Origin of the sequence: Bradyrhizobium sp. CCGB12, from assembly GCF_024199845.1 — a bacterium.
In the GTDB taxonomy this organism is placed as follows: Bacteria; Pseudomonadota; Alphaproteobacteria; order Rhizobiales; family Xanthobacteraceae; genus Bradyrhizobium.
Map to the genome: position 1 here is coordinate 3,297,211 of NZ_JANADO010000001.1, position 22,146 is coordinate 3,319,356.

The 22,146-nt window shown below is 63.3% G+C and carries 24 protein-coding genes and 1 pseudogene; 12 read left to right on the top strand and 13 right to left on the bottom strand.

The annotated features are described in order from the left end of the window. Positions 1–695: 695 nt before the first annotated feature. Both NLM27_RS15910 and NLM27_RS15915 read right to left on the bottom strand, forming a co-directional pair. Positions 696–1,277 (bottom strand): DUF308 domain-containing protein, encoded by a 582-nt coding sequence (locus NLM27_RS15910; RefSeq protein WP_254144204.1) that lies wholly within the window; start codon positions 1,275–1,277, stop codon positions 696–698. A 93-nt stretch (positions 1,278–1,370) separates the two neighbouring features. Next, positions 1,371–1,955, bottom strand: coding sequence for a TetR/AcrR family transcriptional regulator (locus NLM27_RS15915; RefSeq protein ID WP_254144205.1), 585 nt, complete (start codon positions 1,953–1,955; stop codon positions 1,371–1,373). A gap of 77 nt (positions 1,956–2,032) precedes the next feature. Between NLM27_RS15915 and NLM27_RS15920 the strand changes: the two genes are divergently transcribed. Both NLM27_RS15920 and NLM27_RS43780 read left to right on the top strand, forming a co-directional pair. Beyond that, positions 2,033–2,533, top strand: coding sequence for a peptide deformylase (locus tag NLM27_RS15920; RefSeq protein WP_254144206.1), 501 nt, complete (start codon positions 2,033–2,035; stop codon positions 2,531–2,533). A gap of 159 nt (positions 2,534–2,692) precedes the next feature. Then, positions 2,693–3,085, top strand: coding sequence for a DUF3551 domain-containing protein (locus NLM27_RS43780; RefSeq protein ID WP_309144748.1), 393 nt, complete (start codon positions 2,693–2,695; stop codon positions 3,083–3,085). Positions 3,086–3,225: 140 nt separating this feature from the next. On the opposite strand, the gene NLM27_RS15930 is transcribed toward NLM27_RS43780, so the two are convergent. Beyond that, positions 3,226–4,107 (bottom strand): GyrI-like domain-containing protein, encoded by an 882-nt coding sequence (locus tag NLM27_RS15930; RefSeq protein ID WP_254144207.1) that lies wholly within the window; start codon positions 4,105–4,107, stop codon positions 3,226–3,228. A gap of 83 nt (positions 4,108–4,190) precedes the next feature. Continuing rightward, positions 4,191–4,982, bottom strand: coding sequence for a helix-turn-helix domain-containing protein (locus NLM27_RS15935; RefSeq protein WP_254144208.1), 792 nt, complete (start codon positions 4,980–4,982; stop codon positions 4,191–4,193). A gap of 104 nt (positions 4,983–5,086) precedes the next feature. On the opposite strand from NLM27_RS15935, the gene NLM27_RS15940 reads away from it, so the two are divergent. Then, complete coding sequence (locus tag NLM27_RS15940; protein WP_254144209.1) at positions 5,087–6,637, top strand: carboxylesterase/lipase family protein; 1,551 nt, start codon at positions 5,087–5,089, stop codon at positions 6,635–6,637. A 185-nt stretch (positions 6,638–6,822) separates the two neighbouring features. Here the strand turns inward: NLM27_RS15940 and NLM27_RS15945 are convergent, their stop codons facing one another. The 3 genes from NLM27_RS15945 to NLM27_RS15955 all read right to left on the bottom strand — a co-directional run bounded on the left by NLM27_RS15945 (position 6,823) and on the right by NLM27_RS15955 (position 8,875). Beyond that, the gene (locus NLM27_RS15945; protein WP_254148837.1) at positions 6,823–7,257 is read right to left on the bottom strand and encodes a PIN domain-containing protein; all 435 of its coding nucleotides are present in this window, start codon (positions 7,255–7,257) and stop codon (positions 6,823–6,825) included. Further along, positions 7,254–7,553, bottom strand: a complete 300-nt coding sequence (locus NLM27_RS15950; RefSeq protein ID WP_254144210.1) for a hypothetical protein — start codon at positions 7,551–7,553, stop codon at positions 7,254–7,256. Before NLM27_RS15950 ends, NLM27_RS15945 begins: the two co-directional genes overlap by 4 nt. A 65-nt stretch (positions 7,554–7,618) precedes the next feature. After that, positions 7,619–8,875 (bottom strand): serine hydrolase, encoded by a 1,257-nt coding sequence (locus NLM27_RS15955; RefSeq protein ID WP_254144211.1) that lies wholly within the window; start codon positions 8,873–8,875, stop codon positions 7,619–7,621. Positions 8,876–8,950: 75 nt separating this feature from the next. Between NLM27_RS15955 and NLM27_RS15960 the strand changes: the two genes are divergently transcribed. Beyond that, a complete protein-coding gene (locus tag NLM27_RS15960) occupies positions 8,951–9,505 on the top strand; it encodes a YdeI family protein (RefSeq protein WP_254148838.1) in 555 nt (184 codons plus the stop codon). 74 nt (positions 9,506–9,579) lie between these two features. Here the strand turns inward: NLM27_RS15960 and NLM27_RS15965 are convergent. From NLM27_RS15965 to guaA, 4 genes and pseudogenes are all read right to left on the bottom strand, one after another. Continuing rightward, positions 9,580–10,008: pseudogene (locus NLM27_RS15965) on the bottom strand (6-aminohexanoate hydrolase); the annotation flags it as partial. A gap of 54 nt (positions 10,009–10,062) precedes the next feature. Next, entirely contained in the window at positions 10,063–10,719 is a 657-nt protein-coding gene (locus NLM27_RS15970) for a Shedu anti-phage system protein SduA domain-containing protein (protein WP_254144212.1), read from the bottom strand. A 64-nt stretch (positions 10,720–10,783) separates the two neighbouring features. Continuing rightward, positions 10,784–12,163, bottom strand: coding sequence for an FRG domain-containing protein (locus NLM27_RS15975; RefSeq protein ID WP_254144213.1), 1,380 nt, complete (start codon positions 12,161–12,163; stop codon positions 10,784–10,786). A gap of 61 nt (positions 12,164–12,224) precedes the next feature. Then, positions 12,225–13,823 (bottom strand): glutamine-hydrolyzing GMP synthase, encoded by a 1,599-nt coding sequence (gene guaA / locus NLM27_RS15980; RefSeq protein ID WP_254144214.1) that lies wholly within the window; start codon positions 13,821–13,823, stop codon positions 12,225–12,227. Between the two features lie 339 nt (positions 13,824–14,162). On the opposite strand from guaA, the gene NLM27_RS15985 reads away from it, so the two are divergent. Next, complete coding sequence (locus tag NLM27_RS15985) at positions 14,163–14,495, top strand: DHCW motif cupin fold protein (RefSeq protein WP_254144215.1); 333 nt, start codon at positions 14,163–14,165, stop codon at positions 14,493–14,495. 266 nt (positions 14,496–14,761) lie between these two features. Next, positions 14,762–14,971, top strand: coding sequence for a cold-shock protein (locus NLM27_RS15990; RefSeq protein ID WP_008141931.1), 210 nt, complete (start codon positions 14,762–14,764; stop codon positions 14,969–14,971). Positions 14,972–15,186: 215 nt separating this feature from the next. Here NLM27_RS15990 and NLM27_RS15995 read toward each other — a convergent pair whose 3' ends face one another. Together NLM27_RS15995 and NLM27_RS16000 are read right to left on the bottom strand one after the other, a co-directional pair. Next, on the bottom strand, positions 15,187–16,488 hold the full coding sequence (locus tag NLM27_RS15995) for an RsmB/NOP family class I SAM-dependent RNA methyltransferase (protein ID WP_254144216.1): 1,302 nt from the start codon (positions 16,486–16,488) through the stop codon (positions 15,187–15,189). 56 nt (positions 16,489–16,544) lie between these two features. Then, positions 16,545–16,967: an MAPEG family protein gene (locus NLM27_RS16000; protein WP_166816782.1), complete on the bottom strand. Its 423-nt coding sequence runs from the start codon at positions 16,965–16,967 to the stop codon at positions 16,545–16,547. A gap of 154 nt (positions 16,968–17,121) precedes the next feature. Here NLM27_RS16000 and NLM27_RS16005 point away from each other — a divergent pair, with 154 nt between their 5' ends. The 6 genes from NLM27_RS16005 to NLM27_RS16030 all read left to right on the top strand — a co-directional run bounded on the left by NLM27_RS16005 (position 17,122) and on the right by NLM27_RS16030 (position 22,143). Next, the gene (locus NLM27_RS16005) at positions 17,122–17,748 is read left to right on the top strand and encodes an acriflavin resistance protein (protein ID WP_254144217.1); all 627 of its coding nucleotides are present in this window, start codon (positions 17,122–17,124) and stop codon (positions 17,746–17,748) included. 70 nt (positions 17,749–17,818) lie between these two features. Further along, the gene (locus NLM27_RS16010; protein ID WP_254144218.1) at positions 17,819–18,661 is read left to right on the top strand and encodes a metallophosphoesterase; all 843 of its coding nucleotides are present in this window, start codon (positions 17,819–17,821) and stop codon (positions 18,659–18,661) included. Between the two features lie 141 nt (positions 18,662–18,802). Next, entirely contained in the window at positions 18,803–20,098 is a 1,296-nt protein-coding gene (locus NLM27_RS16015; protein WP_254144219.1) for an amino acid deaminase, read from the top strand. A 10-nt stretch (positions 20,099–20,108) separates the two neighbouring features. Further along, on the top strand, positions 20,109–20,768 hold the full coding sequence (locus tag NLM27_RS16020) for an amino acid ABC transporter permease (protein WP_254144220.1): 660 nt from the start codon (positions 20,109–20,111) through the stop codon (positions 20,766–20,768). Between the two features lie 9 nt (positions 20,769–20,777). Further along, positions 20,778–21,428, top strand: coding sequence for an amino acid ABC transporter permease (locus NLM27_RS16025; RefSeq protein WP_212436543.1), 651 nt, complete (start codon positions 20,778–20,780; stop codon positions 21,426–21,428). Continuing rightward, positions 21,415–22,143: an amino acid ABC transporter ATP-binding protein gene (locus NLM27_RS16030; RefSeq protein WP_254144221.1), complete on the top strand. Its 729-nt coding sequence runs from the start codon at positions 21,415–21,417 to the stop codon at positions 22,141–22,143. Before NLM27_RS16025 ends, NLM27_RS16030 begins: the two co-directional genes overlap by 14 nt. Positions 22,144–22,146 lie beyond the last annotated feature (3 nt).

A 22,146-nucleotide genomic window follows, 5' to 3' on the forward strand; every position in this document is an offset into this window, starting at 1 on the left:
GGAGTTGCGGCGGCGAATTTTCCGCAGGTCTTCAAAAACTCGCGCCGGTACTCGTGTTCGTATGAGGACATGGCGCTCCTGGCGCTCCTCACGGCTATTGCAATTAAACCACCACCGAGCCCTAAATTAAATAGATGATGTTAATTGAGCTCAATCACTTAATATAACAAGACCCCGCTTCCCGCCAGAAACCGGCTTTCCCATTCTAGTGCTTCGCCGGAGAGTTCCTTGTAGCTTCGTTCAAGCTTGCTCCTTGGCTGAGCTGATCGAGCCGCTTTTCGAGTTCGCGTCTTTCGGCAAGGAGCCTCGCGGCAAGGATCTGATCGACCTCCGTGTGGAGCGCCCACAACTCATCGATGGACATCGTGTCAAGGTAGTCTCGATCCATGCCAGCCAAGCTCCATACGGATAGAACGAGCTTGGGCAACTAGGGCATGTGCGTGTGCGCGATGCCTTGGCCCAAAAATTCGGCTCGGGCATCGTGGTATTATATACAGCTCAATATTTTCAATATTAAATTATGTTAAATCCGAAGAAGGTTAACTTCTTCCCGTCACGTGCGCGAGATCTGGCGCGAGAATTGACCACGCCGCGCTGGACAGAGCGGCGCCGGCCGGTGAAACATCGATGCAAGGCAGTTTTTCGGAGGTACGTTCTCTCTGCTCGCGGCCTCCTGCCGATCAGGAGCCCGCTCTTCAGGAGACACGCCTTGCGCGACGCCGCCACTCGCTGACGGTGAGCCAAACCGCCGAGACCAGAAAGTAGAGCGCGCCGACCGCGGCATAGCCTGCGACATTCGCGATCGACGGCACCGCAGACATCGATGCCTGAAAGATGAAGAAGCCCCCCGCCAGCGCCGATTGGCCACCGCTCAGCACCATCGCCCATTGCGCGCCGAAACGCCTCCAGCGCCGCACGGCCGTGCCGAACTGGAGCAATCCGGACAGGATCGCCCAGGCGCCGAAGATTCCGAGCACCCAGTTCATGCTGACCTGCAGGGCCAGGATGACCGCGATGGTGGTCACAAGGCTCACCAGGACGTTCAGGCCCTGCGTGCGGTTCTGGTTCAACCCGCCGCTGCAGAGCGCGTCGAGATAGTTGGCCGCGGCGTCCCACGCGGGATAGGCGATGAGCAACGTCGCGGCGATCACCGCTGACGACGGCGCGACGGCGAAGGCCGCGATGACCCAGGCGATGGAAAACGCTGCGCGCAGGAAATAGTACTGCTTCAGCCATTGCGCGTGGTCGACCGCGTCCGAGGTTTCATGATCTCTCATTATCTGCTGCTCCTTACCTACTAGTTGGTAGTTTCGTGAATGAAGCGGAAGCGCCGTGCGGCCCTGACGGCTGCAACTCGTCGACCTCGCCTATCAGTGCCTGGGGGAAAGCCGGTCCAGCAGTGGCCGGGTGACGGTCCCGAACATCTTGGGATCGCCATAGGCGCGCGCCGACAGCATCGCACCGTGAACGGTCGCCATGAATCCCTCGGCCTCGACCCGGGCCGTGCTGGCGAGCTGCAACCGCCCCTGCCGCTTGCCCCGCTCCATCACCGACGTCAGCCACGACGCCAAAGCGCGGAAGTGAGCCCTGACCTCGAGGGCCACTTCTTCAGGCAGGATCGGAAGCTCGCTGGCAAGCAGCGCGCACACGCAGAACGGCGCCGTCGCATCCTTGATGCACGCCTCCCAGTACGCGACGTAGCTTTTGAGCTGCTCGCCGGGATCAGCGACGTTGCGTTCGAGCGCCGACAATCCCGCCTGGGCCTCTTCGCGATAGCGCGACACGAGGGTGCGGACCAGATCGACCTTGCTGGCGAAATGGTGGTGGATGCTCGGCTTGCGGATGCCGACGACGTCAGCCACGTCGGCGTAGCTGAAGCCGTTATAGCCGCCCGCGATGATCAGCGTGCGGGCGCAGGCGAGAATATCGTCGGCGGTCGAGGACATGGCGTTCATGCCGGATCATCTACCTTCCAGTTGGTAGACAATCAAGCAGGGATGCTTCAACGATCCGTGAGTGGTAGGAGGCCTGCATGACCATCCGCCCCATCCTCCGCTATCCCGACCGCCGGCTCGCAGCCCCTGCCCGCCCCGTGACCGCTTTCGACGACGGCTTGCGCCAACTCGCGCAGGATCTGCTCGAGACCATGCGCGCCGCGCCGGGCATCGGCATCACGGCGCCGCATGTCGGCGTGCCCTTGCGCATCGTGGTGCTCGAGCTCGACGCCAAGGACGGCCCGCAGACCTACGTCAATCCCGAGATCGAATGGGCCTCGCCCGAAATGATCCTGCATCGCGAGGGCAGCGTTTCCATGCCGGGGGTCAATGACGAGGTGCAGCGCCATGCGCGCGTGCGGATCAGCTATTGGGATGTCGAGGGCAATATTCAGACCGAGGAATCCGACGGATTGCGCGCCGTCTGCCATCAGCACGAGATCGACCAGCTCGACGGGATCTTCTGGATCCAGCGGCTGTCGCGGCTGAAGCGGGAGCGGCTGATCAAGAAGTTCGAGAAGATGTCGCGGGATTTGTAGGGTGGGTTAGCCGAGCAGCGGCGGTGACGGCGGAGGCCGCGCGGAACTGTCGCGGCCTCTCCTGCGCGTGGATGAACCAATTCCGTGAGCATTGACTTGGATCAATACTATATGCGGCCTGAATGCACCCCGTGTCGTGCGGACTTGGAGGAGGTTCCAATGCGCAAATGGGCTTTGACGATTGTGACAGTGACCATGGCCCTAACAGCAGGGCACGCCCAAGCTCAAAGATATGATCCGGCTTACCCCGTTTGCCTGAACGTCGTCTCTCGCGGAATGAGCCCATACTACCGATGCAGCTACACGACGATGGACCAATGCAGAGCGTCGGCCAACGGTCAGATGTGCGTCCTCAATCCGTATTATGCCGGTGGGACGGCCAAGGGGAACAAACGGCATAAATATCGTCAAACGTACACGCCGCCCAAGCCACCGGTCCACTACCGGGCCGCACCGTACAATCAATTCTACGAACCATATTACGGAGCTTCCCAAGGCTACGCGCCGGGCGAAAAGGAACGATTTCTCGAAAGCGTGAGGCGATACATGTGAGGGGTGACGGGCCGACCGTGTTCGCGCACGTCTGTCGCCTGGCGGGGTAACCCGCGGTGTTGAGCATCCAACGAGGAAAGAACGGCGGATGACGCCTTGCGGATCATCCGCCCAACCAGCCGTTGCGATCCCACCGTGCGCTATTTCAGCGGCAGAAACAGCTCCGCCACTGTCTCATGCTCCGGCACTTCCGGGAAGAAGCTCAGCCGCTGGCAATAGATCGGGAAGTCGCGCGCGTCCTCGCCGCTGGCCGGAAGCCAGTCGCGGTAGAGGTAGAGCGCGGCGGGCTCCAGATTGTCGGTGAAGCCGACGACGCGCAGCACGGCGCAGCGTCCGCCGGGAATCTCGCCGGCCCTGATCTCGTCGCCATTCGCCGCGATCGGCTGGTCGGTCCCGACGCACAGGTCAATGCTGTAATCGGCGGGCGACGCAGGACGCCGCTCGGAGCGCCAGACAGTGAAAGTCGGACTTGTGCTGGGGTGCAGGCCGGCTGCCTTGCGCCAGGCGATGAAGCGCTGGATGGTGGCGGGGAGCGTCGCCGGGTCGCCCCGGTGCTCCATGATCGCCACCTTCGTGGTGGGTACATCGCGGATCGTCACGTCGTCAGTGGTGAAGGTGTTCTGCATGAGCTTGCTCCTGGCAATGTCGAGAGGCCCGAAAGCCGCAAGCCACGGCTCCCAATCAGGAGATTTCCGGAACGACGACGGCGATTGCCCGAACCGTTGCCGAAAGGCGCGGGCGAAGGCATCGGGTGCGTCGTAACTGGCATCCATCGCGATCTCAGTCACGCTCTGTGCATCCATGTAAGCCAGTTGGTGCGAAGCGCGCTTCATGCGAGCCAGCTGGACATAGCGATGCACAGACAGCCCGAAGGTCGCCATGAACTGCCGGTGGAAATGGAATTTCGAGAAGGCCGCAACGCCGCTCAACGTCTCCAGGTCCAGATCAGCGTCAAGATGCCGGTCGATATGATCCAGCACCCGGCGCATCCGGGCCTGATAGTTTTGCAATGCCGCCGTCATCGTCCCTCCTCCGTGGCGGCTCCAGTTAGTCGCTGACATCAATGGTTTGCTCGACCGATCTTGCGGTTGTGGCAGGGACGGACTTACGAATCCTGCGCGATACTTGCCAGATATTTCGCCGGCGGCTTGCCCAGCGCTTTCTTGAACATGGTGATGAAGGCTGCGACGGACTCGTAACCGAGATCGGCGGAAACCTGCTGCACGCTTGCGCCTGACGTCAGCTCCCGCAGCGCGACGATCAGATGCAATTGCTGGCGCCAGCGCCCGAAGGTCAGACCGGTCTCGCTGACGATGAGACGCGCAAGGCTGCTCTCGCTGAGGCCGACGCGCCTCGCCCATTCCGCCAGCGTCCTGCGGTCGGAGGGATTTTCGGCCAGCGTCGTGGCGATTTTCTTCAGCCGCGGCTCGGACGAGAGCGGCAGATGGAGCTGCTGAACCGGCATGCGCGGGAGTTCGCGCAAGAGGACGCTCGCCAGCAGCTCCCGCCTCGCCTCGTCGTCAGCGACGTGGCCGGACAGATCGACGATCAATTCACGCAGCAGCGGCGAGATCGACAGCGTGCAGCATCGATCCGGCAGATCGACGATGGCAGGCTCGATGTAGACGAAAAACAGCCGGGCGTTCGCCGTCGCAAGATTGCTGTGCTGCGTGCCTCCGGGAATCCACACCGCGCAATGCGGTGGCACCATCCAGAGACCGTTGGGAACGCGACACGTGACGCCGCCGCCCAGCGCGAAGACGAGCTGGCCCTTGCGATGCCAGTGATCGGGCACCTCCCCCTTGGTTCCGACCACGTCAACGCGCACGGCAATGACCGGCGCGGAGAGGTCATCGACATCGAGGTTCGACCAGGGAAAGCGAAGGGGCTGACGCATGCTTGCCGGTTTTTAGTCATTGATTGGTGGAATATCTAAATTCATCCACGGCCAAAGTCGATAGGTTGCCGCCCGAAACCCGCTCGCGATTGAGAGATACGACCATGCATGCCCTCACGGCCTCGACAGCAGCCGAACTCGGATGGCAGATCCGCACACAGGCCGGCTTCGTGTGTGGCAGCCCGCGGGATGCGCGCGGCGTGCTCGCGTTCAAAGGCATTCCCTACGCGGCACCGCCAGTCGGACCGCTGCGGTGGCGCGCACCGCGGCCACCGGCGCCCTGGGACGGTGTTCGCGATGCGCTGACCTTTGGCGCGGGCTGCCTCTCGGCGCTGGAGAACGACCATCGGCCCGGACCGCGCGACGAGGATTGCCTCTATCTCAATGTCTGGACCGCAGCTGTGCATGCGGACGAGAAACGGCCCGTGATGGTGTGGATTCACGGCGGCGGTTTTCAGTTCGGCTCCTCGGCCAACCCCGCGACCGACGGCGGCGCGCTGGCAGCCAGGGGCGTCGTCGTCGTCAGCTTCAACTATCGTCTCGGCATCTTCGGCTTCTTCGCACATCCCTATCTCGACACGGAAGCGCCGTCAGGCAATTACGGCCTGCGGGATCAATTGATGGCGCTGCGCTGGGTGAAGGCCAACATTGCGAGCTTCGGCGGCGACCCTGATAATGTCACCCTGTTCGGCGAATCCGCCGGCGCCATGGCCGTCGGAATCCTCATGGCTTCGCCGCTCGCGCGGGGATTGTTTCACCGGGCGATCGGCCAGAGCGGCGCGTTCTGGGATGGCAGGCATGGGCCGCTCCAGACTTTCGATGAAGCCCGGGTGCGAGGTCGCGCTTTCGCGCGACAGCAAGGCAATGCGTCGATCGCGGAATTGCGCACCATGCCGGCCGACCGCCTGAACGCGGCTGCGCCGTGGAGCTTCAAGAGCAGCCCCGTCGTTGCGGCCTTCTCGCCGAGCATCGATCAACACGTGGTGCCTGACGTGCCCGCGCGGCGATTTCTGCGCGGCGAACAGATGCACATCCCCTTGCTGGCGGGCTGGAATGCCGCCGAGGAATTCCCTTTTCCTGCGCAATCACTGCCCGATCAGTCGGCCTCCGCCTTTCTCGCCGCAGCCGAGCGGATGTTCGGCAGGGAGCACATGGCTGATTTCGTGCAGGTCTATCCTGCGGGATCGGACGCGGAGGCCAGGGCTTCGGCGGCTGCGCTCACGGGCGACACGGTGGTCAGCGAGCAGTGCTGGCAGTGGCTGCGGCTGCATGGGCGCAGCACGCGCGCGCCTGTCTACGGCTATCTGTTCAGCTACACCTCGCCCTACACGCCGATCGCCTCGCACGTCACCGAAATCCCGTTCGTGTTCGGCACGCTGACGCCGCAACAGGTGATCGGCAGCACCGCGCCGCCTGAAGAACAGGACCGCGCGATCGCGCGGACGATGATGGACTATTGGGTGAATTTCGCGAGGTGCGGCAATCCCAATGGACCGGGCCTGCCGCCCTGGCCCGGCTACGACGAGAGCGACATCGTGCAGAATTTCGACACCACGATCGAAGCCCGCCCCAATCCGCATGGCCCCCGCTTCCGCTTCCTCGACAGTTTCAGGCAGGACGGCGTGCTGCCGATGCGCTGGCGCGAGGTGCGTTAAGCGCGCTTACCCGCCGGCCATCAGCGCCTTCGCCAGCGCCATCCGGCTTCGAGGATGCCGAAGCACAAGGAGGTCAGGGTGAAACGTCATCGCCCTTTAGCTCTTTGCTTGAGCATGATCTCCGCGCAAACGCGTTCCGCGTTTATCGCGCGGGGAAACCGCTTCACACTTTTCCGGATCTTGCTCTAATCGGCACCTGCAAGCGCACGCATGAGGTTCGGCGTCGACCATGTTGCAACACCCGTACCGGCAAAGTCGCGATCCGTCGTCCAGACGTCAGCCTCGACGCTCCAGGCCAGTGCCAGCACATGCGCGTCGCGCTCAGAACCGTTGCGACTTGGCACGGCATCGCGAAGCGTCTCTTCGCATCGGGCGAGCAAGGGCTCCAATGCGGCCACGGGAACGATCGTGAGCAACTCCACCACTTCGTCGAGCACCTCGATCAATTCCGGTCGCTGCAATCCCAGCGCGATGCGCCGGCGCGCTTCCTGAACAACGCGGTCCGTCGTCACCAGGATCGCGTTCGCAGCCGCCCTCAAGAGCGCGCCCGAGCTCCGGCCCCGTACGGCGGAAATCAAAATGGCGGCATCGATGACAAGCGTAGTCGACGGCCTTCTCATGCCTTCGAGGTGGATTTGGACTTGGCCGTGAGAGCCTTCACGGCCGAGACCGACCAATTGACCGGATCGACTTCGCCGAATTCAGCCAGCGCCGCGTCGTCCGCGGCTACATCGCGTCGCTTCGCGAGTTTCTCGGCCCGCGCCAGCACAACGGCGAGCCGATCCGGATCGGAAGCCTTGAGAGGAATCAGCAGGCCGACGGTCCGCTCACCTGACTTTACGGGCGTAGGACCGGGCAACGCGCCGATCGCCTCGCCGGAAATCTTCTGCAAATCGCGGATGCTGATATGGCTCATGGGCTAATTACATACACCTATATGTAACTTCGCGCAAGTCGGCGCCTTTTTCGGCCCGCGAGCCCTCACCCGCCCGCCATCAGTGCCTTCGCCAGCGCCATGTAGGCCGGCAGCGTGACAGGGTCGTTGGCGGCGTTGCCCGCCATGGGATGCGAGGCGTAGCGCGCGATCACCATCTCGGCCTTGGGATCGATGTAGATGCCCTGGCCGTGGACGCCGCGCGCCATGTAGGCGCCGTGCGCGTTGTGGCTGACCCACCATTGATTGCGGTAGGAGGCATCAGGCAGCGTGGTGTAACCGGCCGGCCTGAACTTTTCGGGATCGCCGCCGCGCGCGATATCCTCGACGAGCGACGAAGGCACGATCTGGCGGCCGTTGAAGCGGCCGTGATTGCGCATGGTCTCGCCGAAGCGGGCGAGATCGCGCAGCGTCGTGGAGAGACCGCCGCCGCCGCTCTCGGTGCCGATGCGGTCGACGTGATAATGCGCGTCTTCCTCCGCACCTATCGGCTGCCAGATGCGCTCGGAGAGAAGATCGGACAGCGTCATGCCGCTGGCGCGCCTGACGATCCAGGCCAGCACGTCGGTGTTGACGGTCTTGTAGGCGAAGGCCTTGCCGTGCTCGCCCTGCTTCTTCTGCGCCATCAAAAACTCGAAGATCGTGGTCGCGCCTTCATAGCCCGGCGGGATCGGCGCCATGCCGTTGGCCCGCCGCAGCCCCCACACGTCCGAGTTCTTGTCGGTATAGACTTCGGTGTAGACGAGCCCCGTGGTCATATCCATGACCTCGTGCACGCGCGCGTCCCCGAACGCGCTCGCCTTCAGCTCCGGCACATAGTCCGTCACGGGCGCCTGCGGATCGATCTTGCCTTCGGTCACCAGAATGCCCGCGAGCACGCCTGTGAACGACTTCGTCACCGACATCGCGATATGCGGCTTGTGCGGCTTCAGCGCGCCAAAGTAGCGCTCATAGATCAGCCTGCCCCGGTGCAGCACCGCGATGCCGTCGGTGTAGGTCTCCTCCAGCATCTTCGCGAAGGTCATGGGCCGGCCATCCATCGTGGTCGAGGCGACCGCGCCGATGTCGTGGTCCGCGCGCGGCAGCACCGACGCCGGCCCCGCCCCGCGCCAGACGTTCACGGTCGGCACCAGCTGGCGGATGTTGCTCCAGGCCCAGCGTAGCTCGGGGAAGGTGCGGAAGGAGCCGTCCTGGAAGGTGATGGTGCGGTCGGGGACCGGCGGGAAGCCGCGCATCCAGCCGAGGGCTTCGGGGTCGGTGGAGGTGGCGGTTGCAGGTTGGCTGGCGGCGGCGGGAACTGACATGAACACTTGCTCCAGAGGTGATGGATTGTCGTATCATCGGACGGCGTGGTGCAACAACGGAGGTGCAGCTTGGAGATGGCGTATCGAGAGCGGTGGCAGGCCGAGATTGCCGAGCTGCAGGCGATCTTGTCCGGGCTTGACTTGAAAGAGGAGCGCAAGTGGGGAAAGCCCTGCTACACCCTGGATGGCAAAAACGTCGTCATCATTCAGGACTTCAAGGAATATTGCGCATTGGGCTTCTTCCAGGGTGCGCTGCTGAAGGACCCGAAGAAGTTGCTGGTGCAGCTCGGGCAGGTTCAGGCCGGCCGGGTGATGAAGTTCACCGGCGTCGAGGAGATCGCGGCGAAGACGTCCACCATCAAGGCCTACCTGCGCGAGGCCACGGCGGCGGCGAAGGCCGGACTGAAGGTCGAGACGAAACCACGGGAGTTACCCGTACCCGACGAGCTGAAAGAGAAGTTTCGCAAAGACCCGAAGTTCAAGCGCGCGTTCGAGGCGCTGACGCCGGGACGGCAACGGGGATATTTGTTTCACTTCACCGGTGCAAAACAGTCCGCGACGAGGACTGCGCGGATCGAGAAGGCGATGCCTGCGATTTTCGAAGGACGAGGGCTTCAGGAGCGGCGGTAGATCGAAGACCGTAGGGAGGGTTAGCGACAGCGTAGCTCGCCGACGGCAAAGCGTGCTCAAGTGAAGAAGCGGCGGATTGCGCCGGCGAACGACTTCGTCACCGACATCGCGATATGCGGCTTGTGCGGCTTCAACGCGCCAAAGTAGCGCTCGTAGATCAGCCTGCCCCGATGCAGCACCGCGATGCCATCGGCGTAGGTCTCCTCCAGCATCTTCGCGAACGTCATGGGACGCCCGTCCATCGTGATCGAGGCGACCGCACCGATGTCGTGGTCCGCCCGCGGCAGCACCGACGCCGGCCCCGCTCCGCGCCAGGCGTTCACTGTGGGAACGAGCTGGCGGATGCTGCTCCAGGCCCAGCGGAGTTGAGGGAAGCTGCGGAACGAGCCGTCCTGGAAGGTGATGGTGCGGTCGGGGGACGGTGGGAAGCCGCGCATCCAGCCTAGGGTTTCGGGGTTGGTGGACACGGCGGGTTGTTCGGCGGCGATGGGCGCGACGGACATCACTCCGGATGGGGCGATGCGAATTGTACATTGTTGAGTGGACGAAATATTTCGTCAGCGGTCCAAGCGCAAATCGTTTGCTAGCCCTTCGATGAGACGACGATAGCTCACCACGGAAATTCTTGAATTTTCAAAATTGGCACGCATCTCGTTTTGCCGAGGGTTCTCCGTCTTGGAATCGCCGATAATCAATACAGCACCTTTCGGCTGCACAAGCTCTGGCGCTTGAATATTGGCACGAACGGCGTCGATATAGTTGCTGAAATGACTCAAATATCTCTGACACTGGACAACACCACGCCCGCCATCAGAGCTAAAATTGTCGCCAGGTGGATTAGCAAATTGCCGATCAAAACGCTTCAATTCGACCACATGCCAGAAGAATCCAAGTGACGATCGAGTCGCAACGAGATAGTCGGGGATGAGACCGGCCGTACCGTTCAGCGCGCTTGGCTTGATTGCTTGCTTCGGAAATACCCAGACTCCGTGGTGACCAGAGTCCGGGATGGCATATTGAATGACGTAGGGGTTTTGGGTGAGGAAACGCTGAATGTTCTCCTCGCCACCTTGATTCAAAGCGCTAAGCAGCCCCTCGTACGTTTCCTTACCAATATCGCGGATGGTGCCAAAGCGAGCTCCCGGGAAATAGTCTCGTAGTTCGGCAAGCCACTTCTCACGATCTTGAGCCGTCTCGAACTGGAAATTCGACAAAGCCACCCCCAGAAATTAAGCAAACCTCGATCTGCCACCGTTCACAAAACCGCCCCTGGGCAAATTAAGCTAACTGCTTGGAACCTTCCGCTTGCCGGTACCGCTCGCGAAGGTGGACCGCCGTCTGATCAATACTCGGGTACACCGTTGTGGCATTGATGTTGATGCGTTCCAACTGATCTAGAATATGTCGTTTATCCTTGATCGTGATGCGAGAAATCTCAATGCCCTCTTGACCTGATTCGGGCAGCGCAGCTTCGTGCCCGAACAGCAAAAAGGCACCCGACTGCGATTTGATCCTAGTATTGGTTCGCTTTGCCTTTACGCAAACAATCGATCCAAGATCGTCAGGCACAATACGAGGCTCGAAAAACGCCTTCTCAGACTTTACATGATGGAGCAATTTCTCGGCGATTCCCGTCTTGTTAAATGCATCAACATCCAGCTTAAGAGCAATCTCGTTCTTTTGTGCGTAGGTTAAGTTTGAGAGATTTGCGAGACAACTGACGGTATCGGAATCGTAGTACTTCACCTTGTCCGAGGACACTCGAAATACGATGACTTCACCATCAATATCCATCAGCTTTGGTGCACAATAGCAGGCGAAGAAAAGTGCAACTAAGGGATTTCCCGAAATGTCGAGAAGGCGAGTTGGCAGCCCATAGTGCTGCATGCGAACGAGACGGTCGAAACAGTACTGATCTCCCTGGAACTCGTCATAGTGAGCTATGAGCAATTCCTTACAGAGTCGGTCTTCGTTCGGCATGAACTGCCAAGCACCGTCCGGCCATTTCCGCAACAAAGATGGCGTTAATTCGAATTGTGCGTCTTCATGCCCGCGAAAAAAAGTCTCAGTCAATTCTTTGAGCGGCAAGCCGTACAGCAGATCAAGGAATTCTCTCACGCTATTGGCGGTGCCGGCGGTTTTCTTCGTGCGCGGCGGCGGGACGGCTTCTGCAGCTGTAAGATCCGGCTTCGGAAGCCCCTCGACCGCATCAGCCAAACTCGGCTTCAGCTCCTTCAGCTTGGCCAAGATTTGTTGAGCGTTCCCGTTCCGGACAGCCCAATGTGTGCGGTAGAGCTGAAACCCATCCGCGTCAAAAATATCGCGCGCTTGGTCAACAGAGCTGAATTCGACATTGCCAAAGTCAACGAGCGTCTTGAAAGTGGTCGAGACTTCCTTCCGGTCCAGCCTTGTGCTTCCAATCTGCCCATACTTGATGACCATGGAAGGCAAGGCGCCTGATCGGTCGATTTCGCTACAGAGGAAAGTGGGGAGCTTCTCTAGGAAGGCGATAGATTTAGAATCGAGGGTCTCAAGTCGCCTCTCGATGTCAATGGGCGTGTATTCAAACATGCGCCCGCGCCCCATTTGGATAACCCCAACGATCTCCTTGACGTATTCTTTGTCTCCAAAAGCAATGTAGTTGAAATTTTCTGACACGGGCCTTCGTCCTACTGCGGAGATTCAAACTACGACAGCTTCGCTGGCCCTAGCTATCCCCCTACTCCCATTCAATCGTCCCAGGCGGCTTGCTCGTCACATCGTACACCACCCTATTCACGCCCTTCACCTCGTTGATGATGCGCGTGGCGGTCTCGCCTAAGAACTTCATGTCGAACTGGTAGAAGTCCGCGGTCATGCCGTCGGTTGAGGTGACGGCGCGCAGGCCAACCACATAGTCATATGTGCGGCCGTCGCCCATGACGCCAACGGTCTTGACGGGGAGCAGCACGGCAAAGGCCTGCCAGATCTCGTCGTAGAGGCCGTGCTTGCGGATCTGGTCGATGTAGACGGCATCGGCCTTGCGCAGGATGTCGAGCTTGTCCCGGGTGATGTCGCCGGGGCAGCGGATGGCGAGGCCCGGGCCCGGGAACGGGTGGCGGCCTACGAAGATTTCGGGGAGGCCCAGCTCGCGGCCCAGCTTGCGCACCTCGTCCTTGAACAGCTCGCGCAGGGGCTCGACGAGCTTCATGTTCATGCGCTCGGGCAGACCGCCGACATTGTGGTGCGACTTGATGGTGACCGAGGGGCCGCCGGTGAAGGAGACGCTCTCGATCACGTCAGGGTACAGCGTGCCTTGCGCGAGGAAGTCGGCGCCGCCGATCTTCTTGGCTTCCTGCTCGAACACCTCGATGAAGAGGCGGCCGATGGTCTTGCGCTTTGTTTCGGGGTCGGTGACGCCTTCGAGCTCGCCGAGGAATTGCTTGGAAGCGTCCACGTGCACGAGCGGGATGTTGTAGTGGTGGCGGAACAGGTCGACGACGGTCTTGGCTTCGTCGAGACGCAAGAGGCCGTGATCGACGAAGACGCAGGTGAGCTGGTCGCCGATGGCCTCGTGGATCAGCACGGCCGCCACCGCTGAATCGACGCCGCCGGAAAGGCCGCAGATCACCTTGCCCTTGCCGACCTGCTGGCGGATTTTTGCAATCTCCTCCTCGCGGAAGGCGCGCATGGTCCAGTCGCCGGTGAGGCCGGCGATCTTGCGCACGAAGTTGCGGATGAGCTTGGCGCCGTCGGGCGTGTGCACCACTTCGGGGTGGAACATCAGGCCGTAATATTTGCGCTTCTCGTCCTGGATGATCGCGAAGGGCGCGTTCGGCGAGGTGCCGGCGACGGAGAAGCCCGGCGGCATCTTGGCGATGCGGTCGCCATGGCTCATCCAGACCTGGTTCTTGCTGCCTGATGACCAGACGTCCTCGAACAGCTTGCTCTCTGCCTTCACCTCGACATCGGCGCGGCCGAACTCGCGGTGATGGCCGCCCTCGACCTCGCCGCCGAGCTGCGCCGCCATGGTCATCTGACCGTAGCAGATGCCCATCACGGGCACTCCGGAGGCGAAGATCAGCTGCGGCGCGCGGGGCGAGCCGGCCTCATGCACCGACTCGGGGCCGCCGGAGAGGATCACGGCCTTCGGCTTCATCTCCTTGAAGGCCTCTTCAGCCTTGTTGAACGGGACGATTTCGCAATAGACCCCGTCCTCGCGCACGCGGCGCGCGATCAGCTGCGTCACCTGGCTGCCGAAGTCGACGATGAGAATCTTGTCGTGCGCCGAGGCCACCGAGGGCGTCGACGCGGAGCGGTCGTTCTGTGCTGCTGTCATGGCCAGCAGATACGCTGGCAGCGCGCGCGCCGCAACCGCGCGAGCGCGCGCGCCCACATGCTTCTTTGGGCATGGACAAATGGATATAGGTAAGCATAATTGACATAATTGCGCCCAGTCTCAAACGGGGCCGATCGGGGGAGCACGGGAATCCTGGATCGCCCAGCGAGACATAGGCGCGAGCGGCCCCCAAGGTCGTCATTGCGAGCGCAGCGAAGCAATCCAGACTGCCGCCGCGGATGCATTACTGGATTGCTTCGCTGCGCTCGCAATGACGGAGACGGGCGCGATAGCGTGCGATAATGGAAGCACTGGCCGGCACCGCCTCAGGATTCCTCCATGAAACTCCCCGCCTCGCCCTTCACCGTCACCGACTGGAGCAAGGTCGAACCGACCACGCATCCCGGCGAGAGCGGTGAGGCCCAGTGGCGCACCCTCAACATCGGCGATCTCCGGGTGCGGATGGTGGAGTATTCGCCGGGTTATCGGGCCGACCATTGGTGCGACCGGGGCCACGTGCTCTACGTGCTGAAAGGGGAGCTCGAGTCAGAGCTGCGCGACGGGCGGACATTCAAGCTGACGGCGGGGATGAGCTACCAGGTTTCGGATTTCGGCGACGCCGCGCACCGGTCCTCGACGGCTGTCGGCGCGACCCTCTTCATCGTCGACTGAGATGCGCGAGCGCGGTGAAATTGCACCGCGAAATAGCAAATGCGCGCGACATCCCGAGCCACGGGTGGTGCCTTGAAGTAGCCCCAAATCCTCGCTATATTGTGATCATCGATACTTGGCCGAACGACTGGGCCGCTTCGCTTCGTTATTAACGGGCGCGCACGCTTCAGATGAATTCTCCAAACATCGACTCATCAGGGCTATGGGCGCAGTGGTGCGTACCGGTCCGCGTGCGTACTCTCTCTAACTAACTAAAGGAATTTCCCATGGCTATGGGCACCGTGAAGTGGTTCAACACCCAAAAGGGTTATGGTTTCATCCAGCCGGACGACGGCCAAAAAGACGTATTCGTGCACATCAGCGCCGTCGAGCGCGCTGGCCTCTCCTCCCTCAACGAGGGTCAGAAGGTCTCGTTCGACATCGTTGCCGACCGTCGCAGCGGCAAGTCCTCGGCTGACAATCTCCGCGTCGGCTAACGCCCGCGCACGGCGCTTCTGACCACGGACGTACCGGCAGAGCGCAACTAACAGAGGCCCCGCGACCGGATTCGGTTCGCGGGGCTTTTGTTTTTTTGGACACCGTCATTCCGGGGCGCCCGAAGGGCGACCCCGGAATCCATCGCATGGCGGTCTCTGCGGCTCCATGGATTCCGGGCTCGCGCGACGCGCGCCCCGGAATGACTGTGGAGCAATCAGCCCGTCTTCCTCAGCACCGAGACGAAGAACCCGTCGGTCCCCGTCCGCCGTGGCGTCATCAGCCAGCCCTCCGGCGATTGCAGCGCGGCCTCGCCAAAAGCCTCCGCCTTGTCCCAGAGCACGCTCGCGGTCTGCTCGGGCGGCATCGCCGCAAACTCGGGATGGCGGGCGACGAACGCCCTCACCTGCTCACCGTTCTCTTCAGTCAGCACCGAGCAGGTGATGTAGGCGATGCGGCCGCCCGGCTTCACCAGGGGAACCGCGCGGTCCAGCACCTCGGCCTGGTCGCGCAGGCGAATCTCCAGCGCGCCCGGCCGCATCCGCCATTTGGCGTCGGGGTTGCGGCGCCAGGTCCCGGTTCCCGTGCAGGGCGCGTCGATCACGACCAGATCGGCCGAGGCGCGGATGTCGGCCAGCGGGTCGGCGTCGCCCTTGGGTGTGCGGACATCGGCATTGTGGACGCCGGCACGCGACAGGCGTTCGTGGATCGGGGCGAGCTGGCGCTTGTCGCGGTCGGTGGCGATCAGCCGGCCCTTGCCCTGCATCAGGGCTGCGAGCGCCAGCGTCTTGCCGCCGGCGCCGGCGCAGAGGTCGATCACCTGCTCGCCGGGTTTTGCCGCGGTGAATTGGGCTGCAAGCTGCGATCCCTCATCCTGCACTTCAATGGCGCCCTTGATGAAATCCTCCTCGGCCTGGATGCCGGGGTTGCGCGCATCGGCCGAAAGCTCGATGCGCAGGCCCGTTGCGGACCAAGGCGTCGGTTTCGCGTGAAGATGAGCAAGGGCGCGCAGCACCTTGTCCCGATTGGATTTTAGCGTGTTGACGCGCAGGTCGAGCGGAGCCCGGCTTGCCATCGCCGCGGCCTCGGCAGCGCGGTCTTCGCCGAACACCTTTGCAAGGTGCGGATCCAGCCATTCGGGATAGTCGCCGGCGACCGCGGCCGGGGCATCAGCGAGGGAGCGCGAGGCGAGCGCGGCCTGCTCGGCATCGGTCAGCGGCGCGGGGGCATACCGGCCGCCGTCGAACAGCGCGGCCATGGTGGCCGTGTCCATGTTGCGCTCGAGGCGAAGCATGCCGATCAGGCGCGCCCGCGCGGTATCGGACTCCATCAGATGCGCGCTCGAGGCGTAGCGGCGCAGCACGTCCCAGACGAGGCCGCCGATGCCGGCGCGGTCGCCGGAACCGGCGAAGCGGTGCGCCGTGCCCCATTCCTTCAGGGCCTTGGCGGCGGGCACGCGGTCCTTCTCGATGGTGTCGATCAATTCGATGGCTGCGGACAGCCGGGCAGCAGGCGTCATTTCAAATCTTTCAGACGAGAATTTTCTGTGTTGCGCATGATGCGCGTACGCAAGCGTCAGATCAGCAAGAGCAGCTTCAGCGCGAAGTAGATCCACATCGCGAGCAGCACCAGCACGCTGGCGAGCCAGACCGTCGAGCGCCGGCCGAGATCGTTCGAGGAGACGAAGACGCCCGCGTGGGCAAAGCGCGTCACCACGAACACCCAGGACATCAGCACGATGAAGAGATCGGCACGGCGCAGCGGCAATGCCAGCGCGATCAGGACGTAGAACAGCACCGGCAGCTCGAACTGGTTGCGGTAGCAATTGGCGATTTGTGTGGCGCCCTTGGGCCAGTTCGGCTCGCCCAGCGCAATGTCGCGGATTTTGGTCTCGCCCGAGACCAGCGTCTTGCGGCGCGCGAGCACCATGCCGATCAACAGCGCAAAGGTGAGAGCGACCTGCACGAAGACCGGCAGCAAGACCATTTGAACGGACATCGGAACTTTCCCGGGAGGCGAAATGCCGCCGACCGTCATTAGCGGCGACTGTTGGCGCTGACAATGAACGACTTGAACCGGCGTTCCCGATCACGCGACCAAATGCCGACAATCAAAGCGATTTTGACCTCCGGGCCCGAGGCGAGAGACCGCCATGAACGCACTGTCCAGCATTTTCACCGAATCCGCCGACGGCCGGCACGGCGTCCTGATGTCCGCACTGGCGGGTATCGCGGCCGCGCTTGCGGTGGCGCTGACGATGACGGTCTATTTCCGCCTGAGCTACCGGATGACCTACTTAGCTTGGCGGGACGTGGTCAGGCATGGCGTGGCTGCGCTTGCCGCGGTCGCCCTGTTCGCCTTTGCCGCCTACGACATGCGCCATGCCGCCCTCGCCTATCTCGGCCTCAACCCGTCAAAACCCGCGGTCGAGTTCGAGATCCGCATGCCCAGGGAGATGCTGACGGCCGTCACCGACGGCCAGATCGAGTTGCATACCGACCGCAACCAGACGCTGGCGCTGGTCGATGGCGTGCGCGACCTCCCGGACGGCCGCGCGCTGCTGCGCGGCGCAGTGGCGCTCAACCACCGCACCGCGGACCGCATGCTGGTGGTGAATCTGCCGGGCAAGGGCACGTTCGAATTCCGCCTTCGCCTTCCCGCCGAGCCGCGTCGCAGCGGGCAGTTCGGCCCCTGGCACCTCGCCGACCGCATCGCCTCGCCGCTGGCCGGCCCCGTCGCGCCGCAGGACGGCTACACGATCCGCTACCGCGTGCTTTAAACATTGTTCGACCGCGGCGGATGCGCGCGCCGTCATCGTTCCGACGCCTGGCCGTGCCTATGATCGGCCCATGTCCGAATTTCGCCTCACGCAGATTTCCGACACCCATCTCGGCCGGCGCTTTCCCGGCCTGATCGCGAACTTCCAGGCGATCAGCGAACATATCGACGCCGACAGGCCGGATCTCGTCATCAATACGGGCGACGTCTCCTTCGACGGGCCGACCGGCCGCGACGATGTCGAATTCGCCAAAGCCCTGCACGACGCCCTGCCCGTCGCCTGCCGCTACATCCCGGGCAATCACGACATCGGCGACAATCCGACCGCGATCGGGCCTGCACCGAAGCCGCCGGTCGAAGAGGCGTACCGCCGGCAATTCTGCGAGATCATCGGTGAGGATCATTGGTCGTTCGAAGCATCCGGCTGGCGCTTCATCGGCCTCAACACGCTGGTGATGAATTCAGGGCTCGCCTTCGAGGCCGAGCAGTTCGACTGGCTGTCGCAGGAAGTCTCGCGCGTGAACGGCAAGCCGGTCGCGCTATTCCTGCACAAGCCGCTGTTCCTCAACCTGCCCGACGATGCCGAAACACAGCAGACGTCGATCCGCTACGTGCCGCAGCCGGCACGGGCGCGGCTGATCGAGATGTTTGCGCATGTCGACCTTCGCCTCATCGCCAGCGGTCACGTGCACCAGCGGCGCGATTTCACCCATCGCCACACCCGCCACGTCTGGGCGCCGTCGGCCGGCTTTGTCATCAACGACGCGCGCCAGGACCGGATCGCAATCAAGGAAGTCGGCCTCGTCGAGTACCGCTTCCGACCTGATAGCTTCGAGGTTCGACACCTCCGGGCAGCGGGCCAGCGCGATGTCGACATCGAGGAGCTCCTTGCCCTGATGGGCGGCGAGCACTAGCCCAATCCGCGGGCACAGCCCTTATCCAAATACCTTGCTGCACCGAATTCACTCGTCAACTGGCTAGAATTCGCTAATGACAACGTTGTCATTCCAACATATCGTTCTTCCAGCGGTCGGGGGGCCGCTGAGGGAGCAACGATGCAGTTCTTGTCCCGGTGGGATGGCCAACGTCTTTCGGCAACGATTCGGGGCATTCCCCTGGTCGATGGCCTCTCCACCGAGGACATTGGCAGCCAGCGCTGGTCACCTGCGCGCGGCGACCTTGCGCTCCCCGCCCTCACCCTCGACGAGGCCGCCTTCGCGGCCAACCGCGATCTTTTCCTGGCATGGTGCGCAAGCGCGGGCGTCGCGGTCGCGCCGCACGCAAAGACCCCGATGTCACCGGAGTTGGCGCGCTCTCTGCGCGAGGCCGGCGCCTGGGGCACGACGGTCGCCAACATCCAGCAGGCTGCCGCGCTGCTCGCCCATGGCGAACGCCGCCTGCTGCTGGCCAATGAGATCGGCGGGCTCGCGGCCGGCCGGCGGCTCGGCGCTCTGTTGACCGCCTATCCCGACGTGGAGCTTCACGCCTTCGCGGATTCACCGGCGGCGGTCGCGGCGCTGGCGGAAGCCGCGCGCATCGCGAACCGCAGCGAGCTCTCCGTGCTGGTCGAGCTCGGCGCCGGCCGCGCCGGCGCACGCGATCGCGCCGCGATTGAAGCAACGATTGCCGCAGTGCTTGCGGCCGACCGGCTCGTGCTCGGCGGTGTCGCCACTTACGAAGGTGCGGTCGCAACGCCAGACGCTGACGAGACGACGCGCGCGATCGCGACGCTGATGGAGCGGACCATCGAGACTTTCGCGCTGGTGCGCGCTGCGGCCCTAGCCAAGCCGCTAATCATCAGCGCCGGCGGCTCCGCCTATTTCGATATCGTCGCGCGGGCGCTGGCACCGGTGGCGCAGGCCGACGGCAATGCCACCGTCCTCCTGCGCTCCGGCGCGCTGTTCTTTGCCGATCACGGCATCTATGCCCGCGCCTTTGCCGAGATCGACCGGCGCGGCGGCCTCGTCATCGACGGCACGCGGCACTCGGCGGCGGAGAGTTTCCGCCCCGCGCTCACGCTGTGGGCCGAGGTGCTGTCGCGCCCCGAGGCGGGCCTTGCCATCGCCGGCTTCGGCATGCGCGACGCTTCCTTCGACCAGGGACTGCCGGTGCCGCTGCGCGTGTTCCGCGACGGCGCCGAGCAGCAAGGGCTCACTGCTGCGCTCGCCGTGACGCGCCTCAACGACCAGCATGCGTTCCTCTCGGTCGCACCCGACAGCGCGCTCGCCGTCGGCGACATCATCGCCTTCGGCATCTCGCATCCCTGCACCTGCCTCGACCGCTGGCGCGTGATCCTCGGCCTCGATGCCGAGGGCGTCGTGTCGCGCGCCCTCCCCACCCAGTTCGGCTGAGAGGGGCGCGATGAACTTCCTGCCACTCTGGCGCTATCAGAACCAGCTCATCGATGGCGCCATCGTCACGCTGGAGCTGACGGTGATCTCGGCGCTGGCGGGACTCGTGATCGGCATTGCCGGCGCGGTCGCGCTGAAGGGACGCATCGCGCCCCTGCGCTGGCTGGTGCGAGGTTACATCGAGCTGTTCCGCAACACCCCGTCGCTGATCCAGATCTTCATCGTCTTCTTCGTGCTGCCGAACTTCGGCTTGAAGTTGCCGGCCTTCGAGGCCGCCGCTGTCGCGCTGTCGCTTTATTTCGGCGCCTATTCGGTCGAGATCATCCGCGCGGGTCTTGATTCCATTCCGCGAAGCCAGGTCGAGGCCGGCCAGTGCCTCGGCCTCTCGGGCTGGCAGGTGTTCCGCCACATCATATTGCCGCCGGCGCTGCGCAACGCCTATCCGGCCGTGACCAGCCAGTTCGTGCTGCTGCTGCTCGGCACCTCGCTCGCCTCGCAGGTCGCCGCCGATGAGCTGTTTCACGTCGCCGGCTTCATCGAGAGCCGCACCTATCGCAGCTTCGAAGTCTACGCGGTGATCTGCGCGGTCTATTTCGCCATGGCGATGTCGTTCAAGGCGCTGTTCGCGGTCGTTGGCGCAGCCGCCTTCCGCTGGCCGCGACGGCGCTGAGGGGAAACGATGCGATCCTTTTCCCTCATCGATTTCGTCTCGCTGTTCACCGCGCTGCGCTGGACCGTCGCGCTCGTCGTGCTCGCGCTCGCGTTCGGCGCGCCGCTGGCGCTCGGGCTTGCGCTCGGCCGTATCAGCCGCTTTGCCGGGCTGCGCTGGGCGATGGCGGCGTGCATCCAGGTGATCCAGAGCGTGCCACTGCTCGGCCTGTTGTTCTTCTTCTATTTCGGCATGCCTGTGTTCCTCGGCATCCAGGTCCCCGCGATCATCGCCGTGACGGTCGCCTACACACTCTACACCGCCGCTTTCCTCGGCGAGATCTGGCGCGGCGGGCTGGAGGCGGTGAAGCAGGCGCAGTGGGAGGCCGGCGCCTGCCTCGGCCTTTCCGCGTGGCAGCAATTCCGCCACATCATCGCGCCGCAGGCGCTGCGGCTGTCGCTGCCGCCGACCGTCGGCTTCCTGGTGCAGCTCATCAAGGGCACCTCGCTCGCCTCCATTCTCGGCTTCGTCGAGCTTGCCCGCGCCGGCCAGGTCGTGAGCGCGGCGACGTTCCAGCCGCTGCTCACTTACGCGCTCGTCGCCGCGATCTATTTCGCGCTGTGCCTGCCGCTCACGCTCTGGTCCCGCTCCTTGGAGGCCCGCCTCGATGGCTCTCGTTGAAATCCGCGACGTGCACAAGACATTCGGCAAGGTCGAGGTGCTCAAGGGCGTCTCGCTCGACGTCGAGGAAGGCGAGATCGTCACCATCATCGGCCGCTCCGGCTCGGGCAAGTCGACGCTGCTCCGCTGCATCAATGCGCTGGAGAGCGTCGATTCCGGCGAGATCCGTGTCGAGGGGCAGAAGGTCCACGCCGGGATGGCTGACCTCAAGAAATTCCGTCAGCGCGTCGGCATCGTGTTCCAGGCCTTCAACCTGTTTCCGCACCTGAAGGTCGAGCGCAACATCACACTCGCGCCGCTCCTCACCGGCCGCATCGAGAAGGCTAAGGCACGCGCGCTCGCCGAGGACGTGCTGACCCGCGTCGGCCTCGCCGACAAGATCGACGCCTGGCCCGAGCAGCTTTCCGGCGGACAGCAGCAACGCGTCGCCATCGCTCGCTGCCTCGCCATGGCCCCTCACCTCATGTTGTTCGACGAGGTGACCTCCGCGCTCGACCCCGAGCTCGTCGGCGAAGTGCTGAAGGTGATGGAGGCAATGGCCAGGCAAGGCATGACCATGATCCTGGTCACCCACGAGATGGGTTTTGCCCGCAACGTCGCCAACCGCATCGTCTTCATGCACCAGGGCCGCGTCTGGGAACAGGGACCGCCGGCCAAACTGTTCGCCAATCCTGAGACGCCCGAGCTCGCAAGCTTCATCGCTTCCGCGAAATGATCA

Bases quoted from the DNA above. Each gene is read 5' to 3' on its own strand.
- NLM27_RS15910 (WP_254144204.1), bottom strand. From the start codon at position 1,277: ATGAGAGATCATGAAACCTCGGACGCGGTCGACCACGCGCAATGGCTG.
- NLM27_RS15915 (WP_254144205.1), bottom strand. From the start codon at position 1,955: ATGAACGCCATGTCCTCGACCGCCGACGATATTCTCGCCTGCGCCCGC.
- NLM27_RS15920 (WP_254144206.1), top strand. From the start codon at position 2,033: ATGACCATCCGCCCCATCCTCCGCTATCCCGACCGCCGGCTCGCAGCC.
- NLM27_RS43780 (WP_309144748.1), top strand. From the start codon at position 2,693: ATGCGCAAATGGGCTTTGACGATTGTGACAGTGACCATGGCCCTAACA.
- NLM27_RS15930 (WP_254144207.1), bottom strand. From the start codon at position 4,107: ATGACGGCGGCATTGCAAAACTATCAGGCCCGGATGCGCCGGGTGCTG.
- NLM27_RS15935 (WP_254144208.1), bottom strand. From the start codon at position 4,982: ATGCGTCAGCCCCTTCGCTTTCCCTGGTCGAACCTCGATGTCGATGAC.
- NLM27_RS15940 (WP_254144209.1), top strand. From the start codon at position 5,087: ATGCATGCCCTCACGGCCTCGACAGCAGCCGAACTCGGATGGCAGATC.
- NLM27_RS15945 (WP_254148837.1), bottom strand. From the start codon at position 7,257: ATGAGAAGGCCGTCGACTACGCTTGTCATCGATGCCGCCATTTTGATT.
- NLM27_RS15950 (WP_254144210.1), bottom strand. From the start codon at position 7,553: ATGAGCCATATCAGCATCCGCGATTTGCAGAAGATTTCCGGCGAGGCG.
- NLM27_RS15955 (WP_254144211.1), bottom strand. From the start codon at position 8,875: ATGTCAGTTCCCGCCGCCGCCAGCCAACCTGCAACCGCCACCTCCACC.
- NLM27_RS15960 (WP_254148838.1), top strand. From the start codon at position 8,951: ATGGCGTATCGAGAGCGGTGGCAGGCCGAGATTGCCGAGCTGCAGGCG.
- guaA (WP_254144214.1), bottom strand. From the start codon at position 13,823: ATGACAGCAGCACAGAACGACCGCTCCGCGTCGACGCCCTCGGTGGCC.
- NLM27_RS15985 (WP_254144215.1), top strand. From the start codon at position 14,163: ATGAAACTCCCCGCCTCGCCCTTCACCGTCACCGACTGGAGCAAGGTC.
- NLM27_RS15990 (WP_008141931.1), top strand. From the start codon at position 14,762: ATGGCTATGGGCACCGTGAAGTGGTTCAACACCCAAAAGGGTTATGGT.
- NLM27_RS15995 (WP_254144216.1), bottom strand. From the start codon at position 16,488: ATGACGCCTGCTGCCCGGCTGTCCGCAGCCATCGAATTGATCGACACC.
- NLM27_RS16000 (WP_166816782.1), bottom strand. From the start codon at position 16,967: ATGTCCGTTCAAATGGTCTTGCTGCCGGTCTTCGTGCAGGTCGCTCTC.
- NLM27_RS16005 (WP_254144217.1), top strand. From the start codon at position 17,122: ATGAACGCACTGTCCAGCATTTTCACCGAATCCGCCGACGGCCGGCAC.
- NLM27_RS16010 (WP_254144218.1), top strand. From the start codon at position 17,819: ATGTCCGAATTTCGCCTCACGCAGATTTCCGACACCCATCTCGGCCGG.
- NLM27_RS16015 (WP_254144219.1), top strand. From the start codon at position 18,803: ATGCAGTTCTTGTCCCGGTGGGATGGCCAACGTCTTTCGGCAACGATT.
- NLM27_RS16020 (WP_254144220.1), top strand. From the start codon at position 20,109: ATGAACTTCCTGCCACTCTGGCGCTATCAGAACCAGCTCATCGATGGC.
- NLM27_RS16025 (WP_212436543.1), top strand. From the start codon at position 20,778: ATGCGATCCTTTTCCCTCATCGATTTCGTCTCGCTGTTCACCGCGCTG.
- NLM27_RS16030 (WP_254144221.1), top strand. From the start codon at position 21,415: ATGGCTCTCGTTGAAATCCGCGACGTGCACAAGACATTCGGCAAGGTC.